The organism is Candidatus Krumholzibacteriia bacterium, assembly GCA_035649275.1.
In the GTDB taxonomy this organism is placed as follows: Bacteria; Krumholzibacteriota; Krumholzibacteriia.
On the sequence record DASRJW010000036.1, the window covers coordinates 17,443 to 37,109 of the forward strand.

Annotated in this window: 17 protein-coding genes and 1 pseudogene; 4 read left to right on the forward strand and 14 right to left on the reverse strand. The window is 66.7% G+C overall.

Annotation, left to right across the window (positions count from 1 at the left end; genetic code table 11):
• Window positions 1–77: 77 nt before the first annotated feature.
• A pseudogene (ftsE, locus tag VFE28_03625) lies at window positions 78–785 on the reverse strand (cell division ATP-binding protein FtsE).
• Window positions 786–905: 120 nt separating this feature from the next.
• Between ftsE and VFE28_03630 the strand changes: the two are divergent.
• Window positions 906–1,550, forward strand: coding sequence for a phenylalanine--tRNA ligase beta subunit-related protein (locus VFE28_03630; protein HZM15069.1), 645 nt, complete (start codon window positions 906–908; stop codon window positions 1,548–1,550).
• Between the two features lie 67 nt (window positions 1,551–1,617).
• Here the strand turns inward: VFE28_03630 and VFE28_03635 are convergent, their stop codons facing one another.
• From VFE28_03635 to VFE28_03650, 4 genes are all read right to left on the reverse strand, one after another.
• Window positions 1,618–1,926 carry a S4 domain-containing protein gene (locus VFE28_03635; protein ID HZM15070.1) on the reverse strand — a complete coding sequence of 103 codons (309 nt, stop codon included), beginning with the start codon at window positions 1,924–1,926 and terminating at the stop codon, window positions 1,618–1,620.
• Window positions 1,927–1,966: 40 nt separating this feature from the next.
• Window positions 1,967–3,127: a hypothetical protein gene (locus VFE28_03640; GenBank protein ID HZM15071.1), complete on the reverse strand. Its 1,161-nt coding sequence runs from the start codon at window positions 3,125–3,127 to the stop codon at window positions 1,967–1,969.
• Between the two features lie 337 nt (window positions 3,128–3,464).
• On the reverse strand, window positions 3,465–4,160 hold the full coding sequence (locus tag VFE28_03645) for a haloacid dehalogenase type II (GenBank protein ID HZM15072.1): 696 nt from the start codon (window positions 4,158–4,160) through the stop codon (window positions 3,465–3,467).
• A 4-nt stretch (window positions 4,161–4,164) separates the two neighbouring features.
• A complete protein-coding gene (locus VFE28_03650; protein ID HZM15073.1) occupies window positions 4,165–5,064 on the reverse strand; it encodes a PhzF family phenazine biosynthesis protein in 900 nt (299 codons plus the stop codon).
• A 145-nt stretch (window positions 5,065–5,209) separates the two neighbouring features.
• Between VFE28_03650 and VFE28_03655 the strand changes: the two genes are divergently transcribed.
• Window positions 5,210–6,361 (forward strand): alanine racemase, encoded by a 1,152-nt coding sequence (locus VFE28_03655; protein ID HZM15074.1) that lies wholly within the window; start codon window positions 5,210–5,212, stop codon window positions 6,359–6,361.
• 281 nt (window positions 6,362–6,642) lie between these two features.
• Window positions 6,643–6,843, forward strand: a complete 201-nt coding sequence (locus tag VFE28_03660; GenBank protein HZM15075.1) for a hypothetical protein — start codon at window positions 6,643–6,645, stop codon at window positions 6,841–6,843.
• A gap of 235 nt (window positions 6,844–7,078) precedes the next feature.
• Here VFE28_03660 and VFE28_03665 read toward each other — a convergent pair whose 3' ends face one another.
• The gene (locus VFE28_03665) at window positions 7,079–7,444 is read right to left on the reverse strand and encodes a hypothetical protein (protein ID HZM15076.1); all 366 of its coding nucleotides are present in this window, start codon (window positions 7,442–7,444) and stop codon (window positions 7,079–7,081) included.
• Between the two features lie 84 nt (window positions 7,445–7,528).
• Between VFE28_03665 and VFE28_03670 the strand changes: the two genes are divergently transcribed.
• Window positions 7,529–9,946, forward strand: a complete 2,418-nt coding sequence (locus VFE28_03670) for a S8 family serine peptidase (protein HZM15077.1) — start codon at window positions 7,529–7,531, stop codon at window positions 9,944–9,946.
• Window positions 9,947–10,054: 108 nt separating this feature from the next.
• Here the strand turns inward: VFE28_03670 and VFE28_03675 are convergent, their stop codons facing one another.
• From VFE28_03675 to VFE28_03710, 8 genes are all read right to left on the reverse strand, one after another.
• Window positions 10,055–10,831, reverse strand: a complete 777-nt coding sequence (locus VFE28_03675) for a hypothetical protein (protein ID HZM15078.1) — start codon at window positions 10,829–10,831, stop codon at window positions 10,055–10,057.
• Window positions 10,832–10,963: 132 nt separating this feature from the next.
• Window positions 10,964–11,857, reverse strand: coding sequence for a hypothetical protein (locus VFE28_03680; protein ID HZM15079.1), 894 nt, complete (start codon window positions 11,855–11,857; stop codon window positions 10,964–10,966).
• A gap of 273 nt (window positions 11,858–12,130) precedes the next feature.
• Window positions 12,131–14,827 (reverse strand): protein kinase, encoded by a 2,697-nt coding sequence (locus VFE28_03685; protein HZM15080.1) that lies wholly within the window; start codon window positions 14,825–14,827, stop codon window positions 12,131–12,133.
• On the reverse strand, window positions 14,805–15,476 hold the full coding sequence (locus VFE28_03690; GenBank protein ID HZM15081.1) for a sigma-70 family RNA polymerase sigma factor: 672 nt from the start codon (window positions 15,474–15,476) through the stop codon (window positions 14,805–14,807). The genes VFE28_03685 and VFE28_03690 overlap by 23 nt, the downstream gene beginning before the upstream one ends.
• Before the next feature lie 218 nt (window positions 15,477–15,694).
• Window positions 15,695–16,567 carry a lysophospholipid acyltransferase family protein gene (locus VFE28_03695; protein HZM15082.1) on the reverse strand — a complete coding sequence of 291 codons (873 nt, stop codon included), beginning with the start codon at window positions 16,565–16,567 and terminating at the stop codon, window positions 15,695–15,697.
• Between the two features lie 97 nt (window positions 16,568–16,664).
• Entirely contained in the window at window positions 16,665–17,582 is a 918-nt protein-coding gene (locus VFE28_03700) for a diacylglycerol kinase family protein (protein HZM15083.1), read from the reverse strand.
• A gap of 59 nt (window positions 17,583–17,641) precedes the next feature.
• Window positions 17,642–19,393 (reverse strand): AMP-binding protein, encoded by a 1,752-nt coding sequence (locus VFE28_03705; protein HZM15084.1) that lies wholly within the window; start codon window positions 19,391–19,393, stop codon window positions 17,642–17,644.
• 22 nt (window positions 19,394–19,415) lie between these two features.
• Window positions 19,416–19,658 (reverse strand): acyl carrier protein, encoded by a 243-nt coding sequence (locus VFE28_03710; protein ID HZM15085.1) that lies wholly within the window; start codon window positions 19,656–19,658, stop codon window positions 19,416–19,418.
• Window positions 19,659–19,667 lie beyond the last annotated feature (9 nt).

Sequence of the window (19,667 nt, forward strand, 5' to 3'; positions counted from 1 at the left end):
TCGGGGGGCTGCGTCTGCAGTGGTTCCTCGCGCCAGGCATCGAGGTCCTTCTCCGGGACCCAGTGCGTCATGGCGCTCTCGTCCTGCACGATCTCTCCGTGTTCGAGGTGCACGATGCGCTGCCGGTACTGGCGCACGAGATCGTGGTCGTGGGTGGCCATGATCACGGCGGTGCCGGCGACGTTGATCCGAAAGAGCAGCTTCAGGATCTCCCGGGCCACCACGGGATCGAGGTTGCCGGTGGGCTCGTCCGCCAGGAGTACGTAGGGCGAGTTGGCCAGTGCCCGAGCGATGGCGACACGCTGCTGCTCGCCGCCGGAAAGCTCGTGCGGAAAGCTGTTGCGCTTCTGGTACAGCCCGACGCGGCCGAGGATGTCCAGCACGGTTTTGCGAATGTAATTACGGTTGGAGCCGATGACGTAGAGCGGGAAGGCGACGTTCTCGAACACGTTGCGGTCCTCGAGGAGCTTGAAGTTCTGGAAGATGAGCCCCACCTTGCGCCGCAGGTGGGGGATGCGATTCCGGCGCATCCGCGTGCTCACGAAGCCGGCCACGGTGACCTGGCCTTCGCTGGGGAACTCCTCCATGTAGACGAGCCGCAGCAGGGTGGACTTGCCGGCACCACTGGGACCGACGACGAAGACGAAGCCACCGTGCTCGACCTGCAAAGTGATGTCGCGCAGCGCCTCGCGCTTGCCGTATCGTTTGGTGACGTGGGAGAGGCTGACGATGGGGTGGCGTTCCGGCCCCGCGCGCTCTACCACGGGCTGCGTCGCGTTCGTCATGACCTCGTCACCTCGTCCACACCGCGCGCACCGGCACCCGCAGGGTCAACCACAGAGTTGACCACAGGCGCCCGGCACTGTCCAGCGGAAGGGCAGTGCGCCTGGAAGGCAGGAGGTCGCATGCATTTCCGGCTCGAGCCACACCCGCAGCTGGCGCTGGTGGCGTTCACTACCACGCTGCCCGGAAACCTGGCAACGTTGGTCTCGCCGCCTTGGCTGCGCACGCTGTTGCGTCTCGAGGCGGCGGCTCCCGTGCAGCGCAGCGAAACCGTGCGCGCCGCCGTCCGCGACCTCTTGCGCCAGGGCGGTTACAAACCCACGGGTCGTGGCAAGCCGGCAGCGGAGTTCTTGCTCCGCGAGGCGTCTACGTCCGGACTTCGTAGCATCAATCCCGCCGTGGACGCCGGCAACGCCGTCTCGCTGCACAGCGGCTTGCCGATCAGCGTCGTCGATCAGGAGCAACTAGTATTACCGCTGCACGTCGGACTCGCCACAGCCGGCGCGCGATTCGTCTTCAACGAGGCAGGCCAGGAGATCGACGTCGAGGGACTGCTCTGTCTCCACGATGCCAGCGGGCCGTGCGCCAACGCGGTGAAGGATGCGCAGCGAACCAAGACCCACGGTGCCACGCGCTGCACCCTGAACCTCGTCTGGGGCGCCCAGGCCGTCCGCACCGAACTCGAGCGCGCCGCCGCCTGGTACCGGGAGCTGCTGGCGCGTCTGGATGCTACCACCGCGCCGGTGCGCTTCGAGCCGTCGGATTGATCACCGCCTCGGCCGCGCCGCAACGTGCCCTGCGTCGCTGCCGACCTCGCCGACCGTGCGGATCCCATCATTCCCCCACCTCCTCTGCCTCACCACCGCCGAAGACACGGCCGATCCGGTCTGCCGGCTGGTCCCGGAGGACCTCGATCAGCGTCGCCGCGACGGCGCGAGAAACGTTGCCGTGGGGCAACTCGCGGATGCGAACCTCGAGATCCTGGTGCAAGAGCTGCAGCTGAAGGCGATCGCCGGGACGCACGTCCTGGCTGGGTTTGGCGGGCTTGCCATTCAGCAGCACGCCGCCGGCGTCGCAGAGCTCCTTGGCGGCGCGTCGCTGGTGCACGAGGCGTGCTTTCTTGAGGAAGAGGTCGAGGCGCATGGAAGCTGCGTCCTCCGCGGGGAAGACCGGCGCCGGCATCTCAAGGGGCGATGACCTGCACCTGGGCTTCGCCACGCAGGCGTTCGCTGCCGAAGGTACTGCCCTCCAGGACCAGGGTCGCCGGGCCAGGAGCGATGTGCATCTCCGCAGGCCGGAAGGTGACGACGAGATCCACGGCTCCATCGGCGTTGCAATCGGTATAGGTGCCGAGCCCACCTTTGCGTGACGGCACGACCGCAGCCCCGGCGAAGGTCACGGTGCTCGCGTCGATCAGCGCCGCCGACAGGTAACTCGACGACAGCAGCGCCACCGGCACCAGTTCCGCCGAACCGCAGGCAATGTCGTCGGCGCCTCCAGGCCGCACGTCGAGAGCGAGGCGGGTGAGCGCCGGGCGCTGCACGAAAGCAGCGGCGACCTCGGCGCCGAGGAAGCGGCTCCACGACTCCACCGCCACCCGGCCGGATTCGAGACGCGCCAAACCGTCGCCGGAGGCATGGAGACTGGTGAGGAGCAAGGCACCGTTGTGGGGCGCGATGTCCGCCGCCGTACAATAATAGACCTGGCTCGTCGTGCCCGAGCGCACCGCGAAGAAGAACGCGCCGTCGGTGCCATCGAGAACCCGCGGGACCTCGGGAAAGGCTAGCGCCGCGGTGACCCCCGACCAACCGGTGAGGCGGCTCGTTTTCCCCACGGGAGAAAGAGCGATCACGTCCCCCGTGGACTGGAAGGCCACGAGCAAGTGGCCCGCGTACGGGCCGAAGTATGGCGAGGCGATGCTCGGTCCGGAACCGCCGGCGCCGACGTTCCCTACCCGCCACAGCTGCCCATTCGCCTCCAACCGGTAGACGCCGCCATTCTGGGCGAGAACGAGCGGGTCGTAGGCGAAGCTGCCTTGGGAATCGAAGCAGAGCCCGACCACGTCGCCTTCTTCCGCCGGAAGCGAGGCGAGGAGCTCGGTGTCGCCCAGGGCGAGATGGACCCGCTGGATGTTCGGACCGCTGCCGACGAGAAGGTCGCCCTCCGGAAAGGCGGGGTGGTGGCCAGGGGAGAGCGCCAAGGGGCAGACGGCCTCGGGCGCCGCCTCGAAACGCACACCCAGGGGCTGCACGCGACCTTCGGCGTCGATGGCCACCAGCTTTTCCTGCCCAGGCCCGACGGTGGTTGCGAGCAGCCGATCCGGGAGGGCGGCGAGGGCTCCCACCTGCAGACTCGGGACGAACAGCCGTGGGTGGGATTGGTAACGAACCGTGGGACTCGCCTTGAAAGGAGACCGAGACGGTGGGGCGCTGATGGACAGGGGATCGATGCAGCCGGAACCAGCCAGGAGGAGCCCTAGGGCCACGCTCGCGCCCTGGCGGCGCAGGTGGGTCCTTGGACCGCTGGCCCCGGACAATGCCGTTTCCCTCTCCGGCGCGACCTTGGATCGAGGTGGCAACAGAAGCGTTCCCGTCGGCGTGGATCCATTCTTCGGGAGCGGCATCGATTCTAGCAGAGGGCCTTTGCCACGGTCAAAGCGACCGACCTCTCGAGGTGCCCCTTCATGCCCCGAGCCGCGCCACGAGCTCCTGGAGATCGGCCACGACGAGATCGGGGTGGACCTCGGTGGCGAGAGTGGCTCCGTCGCGGCCCCGGCGGCGGTGGACCCAAACCGTCGCCATCCCGAGACGCTTCGCTGGCTCGACGTCGTGATACAGGCTGTTGGCGACGTGCAGCACCCGATCCGCCGGTAGAGCGAGGGTCCGGAGGGCGGTGCGGAAATGCGCCTCGGCCGGTTTGTAGGCCCGCACCTGCTGTGCCGTGATCACGGTAGTGAACGAGACGGACAGCTTCGCCGCAGTGCTGGCGAAGAGATCGTCGTCGACGTTGGAAAGCACGACGAGAGCGTGTCGGCTAGCGAGGGCCTGCAGCGCTGTCACCGTATCCGGGAAGGGCTCCCAGGACGGCAGCGATTCCTCGAGCACCCGACTTTCCGCCGCGGTCGGAGCGAAACCGTGCGTCCGCCCGAAGCCTTCCACCACCGAACGGAGCACCTTGCGGTAGGGCTTGTACGTGCCCGCTTCCGCCTCCGCTTCCAGCCGCGCGTAGGATTCCAGGACCTCACTTTCCGGGAGAGAAATGGCGTGGGCCCGCAGCAGGGTGCGCAGCGCGGCGAGGATTCCCGTCTCCCAGTCGATCAAGGTGCCGTAGCAGTCGAAGGTGAGCGCCGCGAAACCTCGCCTCTCGAGATCGAGCATGGTCTCACCCCTCGGGCAGCTCCATGGTGCCGCGAATCACGGTGACCGCCGGACCGCCGACCTTGACCGTGGTGATGTCGTGGCGCGGGCCGACGACTTCCACCATGGCTTGTCCGGGGCGCTGCAGCCAGTGACCCTGCTCGGCGATGAAGGTCGGTGTTTCGATGCACCCGTGGTGCCAGAGATAGGCGGCCATGCCGCCCGTGGCCGAGCCCGTGAACGGGTCCTCGATCAGGTCAGGAGGGACGACGAAATGCCGGGCGAAGGTTCGACCGGCGGCGGTCGCGCCTTGCAGGCAGAAGAGATGGGTGCTGAAGAAATCGGAACGGCGGCGGAGCTCGACGTACGCCGGCAGGTCGAGAGCGATCCGTCGCAGCACCTCGAGATCGCGGACGGGCACCATGAGCTGCTGCAAGCCCGTGCTCACGGTCTGGATGGGGAAACCCGGGAGCAGATCCTCGGAGCGCAGGCCGAAAATGGGCATGACCTCCGCCGCCTCGTATGGGGCGAGGAATACTGGCTTCTTCTGCGACATGACCACGTGCTCCGGACCGCTCGGGCCGCTCACCACCTCGACTTCAATGGGGCCGACCTGCAGCTCGAACGTCGTGCGCGTGCGCGGGCCCTGCAGCTGCAGACGACCGCTGTCGACCAGCGCCCAAGCGGTGGCGATGGTGGGATGCCCGGCGAGCGGTATTTCCTCGGCGGGTGTGAAGTAGCGCACACCGAAGTCGCAGGAGCGCGAGCGACGCACGAAGGCGGTCTCGGAGAGATTCTGTTCCCTGGCGATGGCCTGCATGGTCGCCGCCTCGAGGTCGTCGGCGTCGAGGACGACGGCGCAGGCGTTGCCGGCCAGGGGTTGCGTGGTGAAGGCGTCCACCTGCAGGAACGGGAAGGTGCGCATGCAAAGAACCTCCTTGTAGAGCTCGGTTGCCGCGCGGGTTGCCGCGCGGGCCGCCGCGCGAGGCGCAGCCTCGGCGCCACCCGGGCGCTGGCACCGCCTGGTCGCCGTACGGGCGGGAGTGTACGCTCCGCCGACGGAGGGTGGAATGGCGGCAGGAATCCGGGCCAACGAACTGGCGGCGTTCGGCATCTGCAGGCCGACGCTGCTCCTCGACGAGCGCAGAGCGCGGCGCAACATCGAGCGCATGGCGCGCAAGGCGGCCGCGGCGGGTCTTCGCTTCCGCCCGCATTTCAAGACGCACCAGTCCGCCGCCGTCGGCGACTGGTTCCGCGCCGCAGGCGTCAGCGCCATCACCGTCTCGTCTGTGGACATGGGGCTCTATTTCGCCGCCCACGGCTGGCGCGATCTCACCGTGGCCTTCTCGGCCAATGTCCTGGAGAGCGACAAGATCGACTCCCTAGCGGGGGCTTGCACGGTGCATCTCGTCGTCGATACACCGGAGACGGTGGCGGCGCTGGCACAGCGCCTGCGCCAGCCAGTGCAAGCGTGGGTGGAGATCGACGTGGGCGGGCGACGCGCCGGCGTGCCCTGGGACCAGCCGGATGCCGTGCTGGCGTTGGTCAGGGCGCTGCGTGGCACGGCGTCGTTGCGTTTCGAAGGGCTCCTCACCCATGCCGGACACAGCTATGAGGCCGAAGGTGTCGCCGGCGTGCTCGAGGTGCATGGGACGAGCATCACCCGCATGACGCGTTTGCAAGAGCTCGTGCGCGGGGCAGGCCTCGGGCCCTGCGCTGTCTCCATCGGCGACACGCCGTGCTGCAGCCTGGCGCAAGCCTTCCCCGGCGTGGACGAGATCCGCCCGGGAAACCTCGTCTTCTATGATCTCACCCAAGCGCGTCTCGGCGCCTGCACGGAGGACGACATCGCCGTCGCCGTGGCGTGTCCGGTGGTGGGCAAGTCGAGAGAACGCCAGCAGCTCGTCCTCTACGGCGGCGCCGTGCATCTCTCCAAGGAATCACTGCGCGACGCTGCAGGTCGAATGACCTATGGTCGGTTGGCGACTTGGCGTGGCGACAGCTGGGGGCCGGCAGCGGCAGGGGCGGCGCTCGTGTCGCTCTCGCAGGAGCACGGCCTCGTCGCCGTGGACGAGGCTTTGCTCGCTGCTGTCGAACCGGGCGATCTCGTCGTCGTGTTGCCGGTGCACTCGTGCCTCTGCACCGATCTCTACGGCGAGTACCGCACCCTGCAGGGCGCAAGTCTGCCGCGCCGGCAATCCAACCTCGTGCCTCGGGATTGAGCGTTGACACCCCGAGACCATTTCCTGCAGCCGAACATCCGCGCCGATTCCCGCCGAGCGACTGCCTTGAAGCCCCGGCCGTCCCAGGCTATCTTATGTTTCGATCCGGGGTTCGCGCCGAACACAGGGTGCCGCCAAGGCGTCCTCCGGCGCGAGCCTCGGCATGACGCGGCGGGTGACCGCGGGCCGCGCGATCTGCTATGGTCTGGCGCCCGTCGAGCGCGGCTGCCCCGCGGCGGTACAGCGGCAGCGCGCCCGATGACATTCAACGGAGGGTTGCGATGAGCGAGATCGAAGTGTTGGTTGTCGTCTCGAAGCTGAAGAACTACATCCGGGAGAAATCCGAGTTCAATACCTCGGGCAATGTCGCCCCGAGGCTCTCCGACATCGTTCGGAGGTTGTGCGATCAGGCCGTCGACAATGCGCGCAAGGACGGTCGCAAGACAGTGATGGACCGCGACTTCAATTTCCCCGGCGCCTGAAGCCGCAGGTCCTTCGCGCCGCTGATCCAAGACCCCGCCGTCGGATCGGCAGGTTGCCAGGAGCGGAGAACTCCATCCCCGCGGACACCCCCTAGTAATGGGGTCGGAGAGGACGGAATCCTCTCCGACCCGAGGCTTTCGAGCGGCACGACCTGGGGTCTTCGCCGCACCGGTCAGCAGGCCTCGTGCACGGGTGCGGCGATTTCGCCGCCACGGGCCCGAGCCGCTTCGCGCCTCACTTGTAGAACCGCTTCACCAGTCCCCACGTCGATGCTTCCACCGCGCCCGGGGCGCCGGCGATGGAGCCACGTCTCCGGCCACCGGGCTGCACGGTCAGGTTGTAGGTGACGTCCACCATGAAGCCGCCGAAGTCCGGCAGCTCGCTATGGAAGTGGAGGGTGTGCACCCCGGGAGGGAGCGGAGCGAGCATGATCCAGAAGCCATCCACGACGGCAGGCTGCGGCGCGCCGGTGACGCAGGGGTCGGCGACTCCCCAGCTCGAGTCGATGTCGAGCAGGATGAGGTCCGACGTGCCACGGAAAGAGCGGTGGAACTCTGGTCTGGGAATCGCTGCATGAACGAGTCGTAATCCTGGATTCACGGACTTTTCACCTTCGGGCGCATAGACTGGCTCCGTTTCCAACTCCGAACAGTTCGCGACTCGAACACCGAGGGAGTGATCCTCGTGAAACGCAGCCTGCGCATTCTCACGCTCCTCGTCGCCTGGGTCTTCGTGGCGGCGAATGTCCTGGCCGCTGGCACCATGGATCCCCGGTTGCAAGAGCGCCTGAGATCCGGTCCGGGTCCGTACAGCGTGGTCGTGACCTTTGCAGCGCAGGCCGACGTGACCAGCCTCTCGGCCCTGCGTGTCGACTTCGAAGCGCTGACGGCGCTCCCGATGGCCGGCACCACCCTCACGGCCGAGCAGATCCAAACCGTTCTCGGATGGGACCATGTCGAGAGCGTTTACGACAACGCTCCGCTCGAATACTTCAACTTCACCGCCGGAGAGATCACCGGCGGCCATTTCGTGCACGACACGTATGGCGTCAAGGGGCGCGGCGTGACCGTCTTCGTCCTCGATTCCGGCGTCAACTCCACCCACTCTGACCTGCCCTTCGGGACCAAGGTGAAGCAGAACGTACGGGCCATCACGACCGAAGGCCTGCTCGGCGGCTTCGCCGTCTATGCCGAGGGCGTGCCGAATTCAGACAACTACAGCGGCCACGGCACGCACGTGGCCGGGACGGTGGCCGGGACCGGCGAGGCCTCCAAGGACGATGCACGCCGGCCGCGCTACTACGCCGGTATCGCTCCCGAGGCGGACCTGGTGGCCTACGGCATGCTGGGCGCTGACGCAGCGGCGACCACGGCTCTCCTCGATGCACTCAAGGGGCTCAACTACGCCCTCGCCAACCGGGAGCGCTTCGACCTGCGGGTCATCACCAACAGCTGGGGCAGCTCGAGCCCGGGATTCGATCCCATGAACCCGATCAACCGGGCGTCGTACGAGGCCTATCGCCGCGGCATCGTGGTCACCTTCGCCGCCGGCAACGGAGGTCCGGGCGACAACACGATGAACCCTTACGCCTCCGTACCTTGGGTCATCGGCGTCGCGGCGGGAGATGCCAGCAAGCAGCTGGCCAGCTTTTCCAGCCGCGGCGTGCCGGGGGACGCCTTCCTGCACCCGGACGTCACGGCACCGGGTGTCGGCGTTCGCTCCACCCGCTCGCCGGGGACGGTGACCGGCTCGCTCGGCAGTTTCGTCGACACCGCTCACCCCACGTACACGGCGTATTACCACGCCCTCAGTGGCACCAGCATGGCGACGCCGTTCGTTGCCGGCGCCGCGGCGCTGTTGCTCAGCGCCAACCCCGAGCTCTCGCCCGACCAGATCGAGTCGATCCTGACGGCGACGGCCGATCCGATGCCCGGGTATGCAACCCACCAGGTCGGGCCGGGCTACATCAACGTGCGCAAGGCAGTGGAGCTTGCCCGCACCACCCCGGGGACGCGCGCCGAGTTCCTGGCGGGTGACGTGAAGTGGGCCGCGCAGGGGACGTTCGCACTGGCCGAGCAGAACGACCCGCGCCTCGCCTACAGCGCCCGCTGGGAAACGGTCACCGACGCCAGCGCCTCGGGGGGTTCGTACATCCAGGCGCAAGCTCGGAACAAGAACAAGAAACCCTTCGCCTATTTCACCTTCCATGGCACAGGGGTCAAGCTCGAATACTTGCAGAACCGCAACGGCGGCATCGCCGAGGTCGTCATCGACGGCGAGAGCCACGGACTCGTCAGCTTCTTCAGCGAGGCGCCACGCTGGGGGGTGCGCAGTGCGTACATCGGCCTGGGGCGGGGAGGCCACGTGGTGCAGCTGCGAGGCCTCGACGGCAACGTCTACCTCGACAAGGTGCACGTGGACGGCGCGCTCTTCGACAACGGCACCCAGTTCACCGACGAGACGTCTACCTTCACCGGAATGCTGGGCCCCTCGGTGCAAGGCATTCCCGAGACCCGGCTCATCCCATTCGAGATCACCGCGAACACGCTCCTCGTCGCGGCGACGCTCGCTTACGAACCCGGCGGGGATGTCGATTTCTATCTGCTCGATCCCCAGGGAAGGACCCTGGCGCAGGGAGCGTCGCTGTCCAACCCCGAAGAGCTCACGGGCTTCCCCACGGTTCCAGGAACCTACAACTACCAAGTCGTGGGCTTCGCCACCGCGATCGCCAACTTCAGCATCACGAGCACGCTGACGAAGGTCTCCGCTCCGGTCGCGAAGATGGCGGCAGCACCCACGCCGCTTTCGAGCGCCGCCACTTTCCTGCTGGAGCCGAACGTCCCGAACCCGTTCAATCCGCGTACCCGCATCCGTTACGCGCTGCCTGCCGAAAGTCGGGTGACCCTCACGGTGTACAACATTCGCGGGCAGGAAGTCCGCCGCTTGCTCGATGGCGAACGCCAGGACGCCGGTCCTCGGGAGGTCGTCTTCGACGCTGCAACGCTGCCGAGCGGCATCTATTTCTACAGCCTGCGCGCCTTGGCTCTCGAGACCGGAAGAGAGGAGATCGCGGGCGCGCGCCGCATGGTCTTGCTCAAATAGCTCAACCCGCTCTCGGCTCAATTTCCGGCCAACATCCACGATCGAGGCGCCGATTTGCATCGGAGGGGAGGAAATCCTCCCCTCCGACTTTGGGCGAGGTGCAGAGGGCTATCGGTAGAGGCTCTTCACCAGTCCCCAGGTCGATGTCTCCGCACCAGGGCCAGCATCGATCGCTCCCCGTCCCCGGCCACCGGGCTGCACGGTGAGGTTGTAGGTGACATCGAGGGGAAAACCGGGGAAGGAGCCGCCGAAGTGGATGGTGTGCTCTCCCGGGGCGAGGGGCTGCAGGAACAACCATACGCCGTCGGAGACCGAATTTCCCGCCGTGGCACCGCCGAAGAGCCCGCCGTCGGGAGCGCTGAAGCTGTACAGCGGCGACGAGACTCGGTACAGAGCGAGGTCGTCTACAGCCCTGCCGTCGATGCTCGCGAACAGGTCCGTGCCTGTGTCCATGAAGGCGCGGGCACAGGCGAGCATCTCCGCCTCGTCGGCGCCGAAGAATGGCGGCGGCTCCACGTCCGAGCACTCGCTGTTCAGGACCGGGATGAGGAGCGCCGTCCCGGCCGGAACGGTGCAGTCGCGAATGGTCGCCGTCCCGGTGAAGGCACCTCCAAGAAACCAGACAGGGCCGGCCTGCCCGGTGTCGCAGGACCCGGTATCGAAGAGCGGATGGTTGGCGACGGGCAGGGAGAAAGCCCAGCGCCACCAAGCCGCGGTCCATTCACCGAAGCTCGCCCCGAATGGGCTCGTTCCCGGAAGATAGAGCCGCGGGTTGGGGTTCTGGCTCGTGGCGGCATGCATGGCGGGGCTGGTGACGGACACAATGGCAGCGGCGACCGCCAGCGCGAACGGCATGGACCATACGCCATGCTTCGTGGATCTCATGACATTTCTCCTCGTAGTCTCGCGTGATTCGAACACAGCGACCGTGTTTCGGCTGCTTCGTATCCGGTGCTGGGTCGGAAGGGGCGGGATCCCCTCCGACCCGGCTTCGAGCGTGACACACCGGCTTGCGGGTCATTTGTACAGGCGCTTCACCAGTCCCCAGGTCGATGTCTCCGCACCAGGGCGATCATCGATCGCTCCCCGTCCGCGGCCGCCCGGCTGGACGGTAAGGTTGTAGGTGACATCGACGGCGAAATCGAACGCCGGTATCTCGGCGTGGAAATGGAGCGTGTGCGCCCCCGGCGGCAGCGGGGCGAGCATCATCCAGAAACCGTCCACGACGGCAGGCTGGGGGTCGCCAGTCACGCATGGATCGGCCGCTTGCCAGCTCGGGTCGATGTCGAGCAGGAAGAGATCCGAGGTACCGCGAAAAGAGCTCACGTCACCCAATGAGAGTCCGTCTACCTCCACCGCCATATTCGCTGCGCCGTCGATGAATCCGGCGGCGAAACTGCGCAGGAAATCCTCCAGGCTCTGCCCCGGGGCAGGCTCGAACCCGAACTCGGGCGGGCACGGATAGTTGGCGTAGTAGTTGACGAGTGGGAAGAAGAGAGCCGCGCCGGCCGGGACGGTGCAGCTCCGCACCACGGTGCTGCCGGAGCTTCCGGCCAGGAACCACACCGGCCCCGACTGTCCGTAGTCGCAGTGCGAGCCGTCGGGATCGGTGATGGGGTCGGCGCCGAAGGGTGCGGAGAGCGCCCACTGCCACCAGCGGGCACCCCAAGTCCCGTAAGAGGCACCGTAGGGACGCGAGTCGGGCGGTAGGGGGCGCACCTCGATCGGCGCGAGCCGCGTCCCCGGGCTCGTGGCCTGCACGTGGCTCGAGGGCGATGCCCCGCTCTTGCCGAGGGCTTGAGCCTGAAGCTGGAACGAACCCGCGGTGACCGTCAGAGGCGCCAGCAGCACCATGACGATGCACCACGAGAGCAGGGCGAGAGATTTCATGCCGTAGCGTGACAAGGACATGAGCGCATACCTCCTGCGAGCATCTACGGACCGTACTTCTACAGAGTCGAGCTGGGCTCGGAACCACACTGAAGAACGTCAGAGTCTCGAAGCGCTGTCCTGCGACGCTCTGCACGGAAGGGTCTCGTGCTCTGCCGTTCATGGGCTAGATCGTGGGGGGGGCGAGAAAGCGCACCAAAAAAAGTCACGGGACCGTTCCGGGACCCCGTCAGAATACGAGACCGTCGATGCAAGTGATTGAAGTGCCGGTGGGTTCACAGAGAACAGGGTTCATTACGGCGGGGTGGGGGCGGCCGCCACGCCCATCGAGGTGACGTGGTTCATGTAGACGTTGCTCTCGCCGTCACGTCCGTCTTCCCACACGATGTAAGTGCCGCCGACACCATCGGAAAGCAGCAGATGCGCCAGTTGATTGCCGTGCGCCGTGCAGACCGCCACTCCATTTTCGGTCCATAGGGTTTTCCCGGAGGAATCCACACGCTGGACGTAGAGATCCACGGATCCCGGTGTGTTCGAGAGCGGCGGAGTCGCGTTGCGACAGTCCAACCAGGCGATGATCGCACCCCCGGCGCCATCCCCGGTGAGGCTCGGGAGCGCTTCGTCTCCCGGGATGTTCGTGATCGGCGCGCCGTTCTGGGCCCATTGTACGATGCCCTCGCCGTTCACACGCTGGGCGAAGATATCGGAGCAGGTGCGGCCCTGCCGGCAGAAATGCCGCCAGTCGAACCAGGTGATGATCGCACCGCCCGCACCATCGGAAACAATCGTCGGATTGCACTGATTGTGAATCGCGAAGACACAGATCCCGAGCCCGGCAGGGTCCCAGGAACGCCTTCCCGATGCCGTGACGTGCTGGGCATAGATGTCACGATTACCGCTGCGCCGATCTTCCCAGGTGACGAAGATGCCCCCCGCTCCGTCGGCCACCGCCATCGGGGCAAACTGCTCGCCTGTTGCGGTACAGAGAGCCACTCCATCGTCAGGCCAGCCCGCGGCGATGTGTCCCGCGCCGGTGACGCGTTGGGCATAGACCGAGGCCACTCCGCTGCGGTAGTCGACCCAGGTGAGAAGAGCGCCGCCGTAACCATCGGCGCACATCATGAGTCCCTGATGATCGCCTGGACCACCGCAGATCAAAAGGCCGTCCGGCGGCCAGCCCGGCGCCACGTGTCCGGCCGCTGTCACGCGTTGCATGAAGAGATCGTAGCCCAAACCCGTGGAGTCGGACGTTCCGAAGCGCCAGCCGATGATGGCACCCCCAGCATCGTCCGCAACGATCACAGGGTCGACCTGGTAGCCAAACGCCGTGCAAATGCCGAGCCCATCGATGGGCCATCCGGAGGCGACGGTGCCGGCTGCGGAGACATGCTGGGCGTAGATGTCCAAGGCGTCCCCGCGATGATCTTGCCAAGTGATGATCGCCCCTCCCGCGCCGTCGGATACCAGCGCTGGCACGAGCGGTAGTTGGAGGTCGAGGTCGTTGCGCATCAGCTGCCCCTCCGAGGCGATGGAAACTGGCACGCCGTGGGCCTGCCATAGCGCACGCCCGGCGGCGTCGATTCGCTGCGCGTAAATGTCGGCGTTGCCGTTGCGCGAATCCTGCCAGACGGCGATCGTGCCGCTCTCGCCGTCGGCGATCATGCTGGGCCGCCGCTGCTCGTCATCGAGGTCGCAAAGCGGTACGCCATCGGCGCGCCACTGATGCGGATTCGAGGTTACCCCCGAGAGCAGGCGGCGCAACGTGCCGTCGCGCGCGAGCGGGCTGATGGCGAGGCTTGCGATCACGATGAGGGCTGCGATCGCGACCGCAAGACGTTGTCGTTGCAGCCGTTGCACGATGCGGTGCGGCCAGGACGGGTTTTTGCTGAGGGTCGCGACGTTCAGCGCTTCTTCCAGGGCCCGCTCCATTTCCCCGGCGCTCCCGAAGCGCTGGCGTGGGTCATGGTGCAGACATCTTTCCACGACGCGCACGAAGGCTTCGGACACGTCGGGCCTGATGTCACGCAGCAACCTCGCTTCACCGCGTTCGTGCGCCTGGAGCAGCCCGGTCACGGTTTGCGCTTCGAGCGGATAGCGTTTGGTGACGAGACGGAAGAGCAAGGTCCCGAGGCTGTAGAGGTCGGATTGGGCGCTCGGAGGCTCGCCACGCAGAACCTCAGGAGCCATGTAGAGCGGGGTTCCGACGATGGTGGAGACCAGGCTCGCTGTTTCGGCATGCATTTCGGTGCCGGCACCGAAATCCATGAGGACGATGCGGCCACCCTCCTCGCGCATGACGTTGCGCGCCTTGATGTCTCGGTGCACAACACCGGTGCTGTGCACGGCGCGCAACGCCCGACAGAGAGCTAGACCGATGAGCGTGGTTTCTTCCGCTCCAAAACGTCCGCGCGTCTCCAGGAGTTCTTCGAGCGTACATCCCTCGATGAGCTCCATCCACAGTCCGATCTGATCGCCTTGTGCACTCGCCCCATACACGGCGACGACGTTGGGGTGTCGGATCCGGGCGAGCTGTTGCCCTTCCTTGAGAACTGTGGAGCCGGCTTCTGCTTTCTGCCCCCCGGAAGTCGTCCCGATCAGCTTCAGAGCGACCTCGCGATCCAGGTCACGGTCCCAGGCGCGATACACCGATCCGAAGGAGCCGCGGCCGACGAGCCCGCGGATCAACAGATGAGCCCACTGCGCCGGCCGCTCCGGCTCCCCCTCGGCGGGCGCCACGGGTGCGAGCGCCACCGGAGAATCGGATTCGATCCTCCCGCTGTCCTGGTGCATCGAGGCGATCTCGTAGACGGCTCTCAGGAAGCGAATCCGGTCCAAGCTCTCTTCGCCTTCCACGGCGCGACGAGCATCTTCCCAATCGATGGGCCGACCGTCCGAGATCAGGACGGCGAGACTCCAAACGTCGAGATCGTCGTGATTCATTCGGCGGTTCCCGCTCCTCGCTGATCCTTCAAAGATCGTAATCGTTCTCATTCTGGTGAGGCTTACGGCTCGTCGTTGAGGGCGAATGCCGCTGGGTTCGCGATCGCTGTCGTGCAGGTCGGTTCTTGTCTAAGTACTGTTTGCGCATGCTGTCGGCCACCCGGTACAAGGCACGCGTCGATCGCATGCGTGCGGCATTCGCCGACGGACTGTCGATCGCCCGGGCCACCTCGTCATACGTGAACCCTAGTTCGAATCTCGAGACGAAAGCCTCCCGATCCAGATCGTCCAGCTGTTCGAGGGCGGCTTCGTAAATCTCCAGCGTTTCGCGCCAGATGAGCCCATCGAGTGGAGAAGGAGCCTCGTAGGGGAGATCCTCTTGCAGTCGCTCCATCGCGGGCCGTCCGGCGAGATGTCGGAGCTGATCGTTGATCTTGTTCCTCAGGATGACGCGCAGATAGGACCCGAAGGCGCCGGCGTATCGAGATTCAAAGCGGTCCAAGGAACCCAAGGCACCGGTCAGCGTCAACTGGACCAGGTCGTCCGTATCCACGAGACTGCGGATCGGCGCTGGCGTGCGGCCGCGAGCCCAGCGGAGGAGTGCGGGGCGATAGCGTGCCAAGAGTCGATCGCGGGCATGCTCGTCTCCCTCGCGCGCTTTTCTCAGGAGTGTCGTGGTCGATTCAAGGAGCGTACTCACGCGCGCGACCCCCGGAGGGTAACCCGCGGCCGAGACCGTGACCATGCCGACTGCTGACAAGCAGAATCCACAATGCTGGCATTTGCCGAACGGCTCTGTCAACAGGCGCTCGAGGACATGCGATGACTGGTGGAGGCTTGTCACCGATTCGAAGTGACGGCCTGCACGGCGTCCGCGGTGTGAAGTGGGAGAGCGAACGCCGGCTGCTGGAGATTCGCTCAGCCGCAGACGCCGTCCATCTGTGATACCGGGGACGACTGGGTCCCCAGGTCGGCATGGATCTCGTCGCGGCCGTGAGCGTGGCGGTAGGTCTGGAGTTCCGCCGCCGGAGGGGCGAGGCCCAGAACTTCGTCCACCGGGCGGGCGACGATGGCGTGGACGCGCTGGCGCAAGCTCTCGGCGTCGGCTGGCCCGAGGGACCTGGTCTCGATCATCTCGTGCAGGAAGACGGTGATCGTCGACGGGCGCAGTAGCCAGGATCCCTTGCGGCTGAACTCGTAAGAGCCGGTGATCGTCATCGGGGCGATGGGCACGCCCCACTGGCAGGCCCAGCGGAAGATCCCCCTCTGGAACTCGTGCACCCGGCCGTCCGGCGTGCGGTGGCCCTCGGCGAAAACGATGACGCTCGTACCGTCGTCCAGGGCTGACTGGATGCGCCGCGACAGCTGGCGCATCTCCTCCTTGCCATGCTTCTTCGGCACCGGGATGTTGCCGAACTTTCCCACCATCCAGCCGTAGGCGGGGATCTTGAAGTGAGACTCCAGCTCCATGCCACGCACGAACTGAGGGATGGCGGAGTAGATCACCATCGGGTCGAAAAGGTTCACGTGGTTGCAGATGAACAGCGCCGTGCGCCGTGGGTCGAAGCCTGGCGCGTAGCGTACGCGGAAGGGCACTCCCATCAGGCGCAGCACGTTGCGGAAGAGCCAGCGCTGCGGCTTGTCGTTGTGCCGTGGATCCTTGAAGAAGCTGAGAGCGATGAGGAGCATGCAGACGACGAAGAAGTGCACGCCGCCGATCGTCCAGAGCACGACGGAGCGGACGCCCCACCAGATCTTCTTCACCCCGAGCCTGTCTTGGGTGTCACCCACGATGCGCCTCCTCCTAGGGCTCTCGGTCTGAGCCGACCGAGCCTTGCCGACCCGCGGTTCCAGGTCGGACCCGGAGCGCGTGCCCAAGACACGGTACTCAGACCATGACGTCCAGTGCCGACGGCAGCACTTCCAAGGTCACGGGCTGCAACGTCATCACTTCGCCGTCCACCATGACGTCCACCGGACCGTCCAGGTGGAAATCGATGCGCCGGGCACCGCGCCGCCCTGCCAGCGGATGGTTCACGTGCGTGCCGTCGTAGAGCCGGTTCAGGTTGCGGAGGAGCCCGAGGCGGCCGATGGGTCCCCAGCGCACGTACTCTACCAGCCCATCCGACGTATCCGCTTGCGGCGCGATCATCATCGTCCCGCCGGTGAATTTACTGTTGTTGAAGGTGAGGAACAGGTGCCGCCGCCGGTCGATGTCGGCTTCCCCGTCCACCTGCAAGGGAAACGCCCGCCGCCGCAAGCGCGCCAGGCAAACGAGCACACCCAGCAAGTACCCCAGGTGACCGAAGCGCTTGAAGCGCCGGTTGGTGAGGGCTGCCACGTCGGCGGAGAAGCCGATGCTGAGCAGGTTGATGGAGTAGAGGACGCCGTCCCGATGGGTGAGGCGGAGCACGTCGCAGGGGCGCCGGCGACCCTCGAGGAGGGCCTGCGTCGCGTGGTGGAGGCCGTCGCTGCTGAAATCGCGCAGGAAAGAATTGCCGGTGCCGAGGGGCTGGAAAGCCAGCGTCGCCTTCTCGTGCTCGGCCGCGGGGAAGAGGCCGTTCACGATCTCGCAGGCCGTGCCGTCGCCGCCCATGGCCACGAAATGCCGCGTCCCTGCCGCATAGGCCGAGCGCGCGATGTCGACCGCATGCCCGGGTTGCCGGCTCTCGACGACTTCGAAGTCCAGGCCTCCTTGACGCAGCCGCGACAGCGCCCCCGGGGCCAGCTTGCCGCAGCGGCCGCCGCCGGCCGCAGGGTTGAGCACCACGAGACAGCGTACCCGTGTGGTCGCGGCGGGTGGCATGGCCGGGGTACCGAGTTCCCGGGTTCCGTCCGTCCTGCCGTCTCGCATGGAGATTCCGCTCATAGTTCGACCAGCGCCTCGTCCCGCGCCAGCCGGGCGCGGAGACTCGCGGCCAGTTCCTCGCGCTTCACCTTCATCGAGGCGGTGCGCGGGAAGTCCTGGCCCCACACGGTGAAGGCGTGGATGCGCTTGAAGTCCGGCAGGCGCCGGTTGCGCTCCTCCAGCTGTCGCTGCAGCTCCGGCGTCATCTCTTGCCCCGGCTCGAAGCGCAGCACCATGACCAGACGCTCGTTCGCGAGCGACCGCTGCGGCCACAGGTAGTTGGCCGCGAAGACGCAGTATTCCTTCGCCACGATGCCGACGAAGGCGTTCTCGATGTCTTCGGGGTAGATGTTCTTGCCGCCGGCGGTGACGATCATGTTCTTCTTGCGCCCGAAGAGTTGCAGGTGGCCGCTCGCGTCGATGCGACCCAGGTCGCCGGTCAGCAACCAGCCGTCCACGATGGTGGCGCTCGTCAGCTCCGGGTCGTCGAGATATCCCGACATCACCGTGCGGCCGCGGGCGGCGACCTCGCCGATGCCGTCGGCATCCGGAGAGAGGATGCGGAGCTCCGTGCCGGGAAGCGGCTTGCCGACGCTGTCGGCGCGGAACGGGCGCATGTCGTTCACCGCTAGCACCGTGCCCGCCTCGGTCAGGCCGTAGCCGTTGGCCACAGGGATGCCGAGGTCGAAGAAGAACTGCAGGGTTTCGGGCTCGGTGAAAGCGCCACCGACGAAGAACATCTCCAGGCTGCCACCGAAGCTGCGGTGGATGGGAGCGAGGAGTCGGCGCGACAGCCACACCTTGGGTCGGCCGCCGACGAGAGCCCGGTGCAGCCGCACGAGGGTGTGGAGGACCGCCCGCCGCGGCGGTGGCAGTGCCTCGAGGCGCTGGCGCAGTCCGCGCTCCAGGTTCTTGAGCACCAGCGGTACCAGCGCCATGTGGGTGATCCGGTAGCGCGGGAAGGCGTCGCGCACGAACTCGGGACGCATGATGCGCAAGTGCACGACGCTGGCGCCGCAGACGAAGGGGCCGAAGAAACCGACCATGAAGTCGATGGCGTGATTCGTGGGCAGGATGCTCAAGTACCGGTCGCCGGGGCCGAAGCGATACAGCTGCGTCAGGGCCTTGCATTGCTCGAGATAGTTGTCGTGGGTGAGCATGCAGCCCTTGGGCCTTCCCCCGGTGCCGGAGGAGTAGACGATGCAGGCGAGGTCCGTCCGTTGCCGCGGCACCGCGTCCGCCGGCACGTCGCGCTGGAACTCTTCCCAGCGGCGCGCTCCCTGGAGATCCGCGCCCGGCGGCGCTTCGGTCACCAGGACGAGAGCGGGAAAGGGAGCGGACGCAGCGAGGCTGGTGCGGTCCGGTGTTTTCGCCGCCGCGTCGCTGCGCGCCCGGACCAGAGTGCGCCAGAAGGCGAACTCCGTCACCAGCACTTGCGCGCGCGCATGGGCCAGGAGCTGCAGGTGTTCCGCGGCGCTCAGCTTGAAGTCGAGGGGCACGAGCACGCCGCCGCGCCGGAAGACGGCGTACGCCGACAGCAGCCATTTCGATTGGTTGGACATGACGATGGCGGCGCGACTCCCGGCGGCGAAGCCGTGCTCCGCGAGGGCCTGCGCCAGAGTTCTGCCGCGGGCGGCGAAGTCGGCGTAGGTGAGCCGTTCCTTCTCGCGCTCGCGGTCGGACTCGATGAGGCAGACGCGGGGGCCCCAGCGCTCCAGCGCCTCGTCGAGGGCGCTGCCCAGCGACGTGTGCCGGTCCAGTGCGATCAACGGCACTCCTTGCTCGAGCGGTTCAGAGACGTTGTTGGATCGTCGCAGCGAGGGTGCGGAAGTCGCTCACGCCCTGCAGCTCGTAGTCCGGGATCTCGACACCGAAGTGGTGCTCCAGGCGCGACAGGAGCTCGAGCGCCTGCAAGCTGTCGATTCTCAGCTTCTCGAAGAAGTCGTCGTCCGCCGTCAGGTTCGCCCGCGGCACCTTGAAGTGCTGGGAGGCGAGGTCGAGGATCTCCTCGAGCGTCTGCTGCGGTGTTCGCATCGAAACGAC

Coding starts and splice junctions, on each gene's coding strand:
- VFE28_03675 (HZM15078.1), bottom strand. CDS start 10,831: ATGAGATCCACGAAGCATGGCGTATGGTCCATGCCGTTCGCGCTGGCG.
- VFE28_03680 (HZM15079.1), bottom strand. CDS start 11,857: ATGTCCTTGTCACGCTACGGCATGAAATCTCTCGCCCTGCTCTCGTGG.
- VFE28_03635 (HZM15070.1), bottom strand. CDS start 1,926: ATGCGCCTCGACCTCTTCCTCAAGAAAGCACGCCTCGTGCACCAGCGA.
- VFE28_03645 (HZM15072.1), bottom strand. CDS start 4,160: ATGCTCGATCTCGAGAGGCGAGGTTTCGCGGCGCTCACCTTCGACTGC.
- VFE28_03700 (HZM15083.1), bottom strand. CDS start 17,582: ATGCCACCCGCCGCGACCACACGGGTACGCTGTCTCGTGGTGCTCAAC.
- VFE28_03685 (HZM15080.1), bottom strand. CDS start 14,827: ATGAGAACGATTACGATCTTTGAAGGATCAGCGAGGAGCGGGAACCGC.
- VFE28_03710 (HZM15085.1), bottom strand. CDS start 19,658: ATGCGAACACCGCAGCAGACGCTCGAGGAGATCCTCGACCTCGCCTCC.
- VFE28_03660 (HZM15075.1), top strand. CDS start 6,643: ATGAGCGAGATCGAAGTGTTGGTTGTCGTCTCGAAGCTGAAGAACTAC.
- VFE28_03630 (HZM15069.1), top strand. CDS start 906: ATGCATTTCCGGCTCGAGCCACACCCGCAGCTGGCGCTGGTGGCGTTC.
- VFE28_03655 (HZM15074.1), top strand. CDS start 5,210: ATGGCGGCAGGAATCCGGGCCAACGAACTGGCGGCGTTCGGCATCTGC.
- VFE28_03650 (HZM15073.1), bottom strand. CDS start 5,064: ATGCGCACCTTCCCGTTCCTGCAGGTGGACGCCTTCACCACGCAACCC.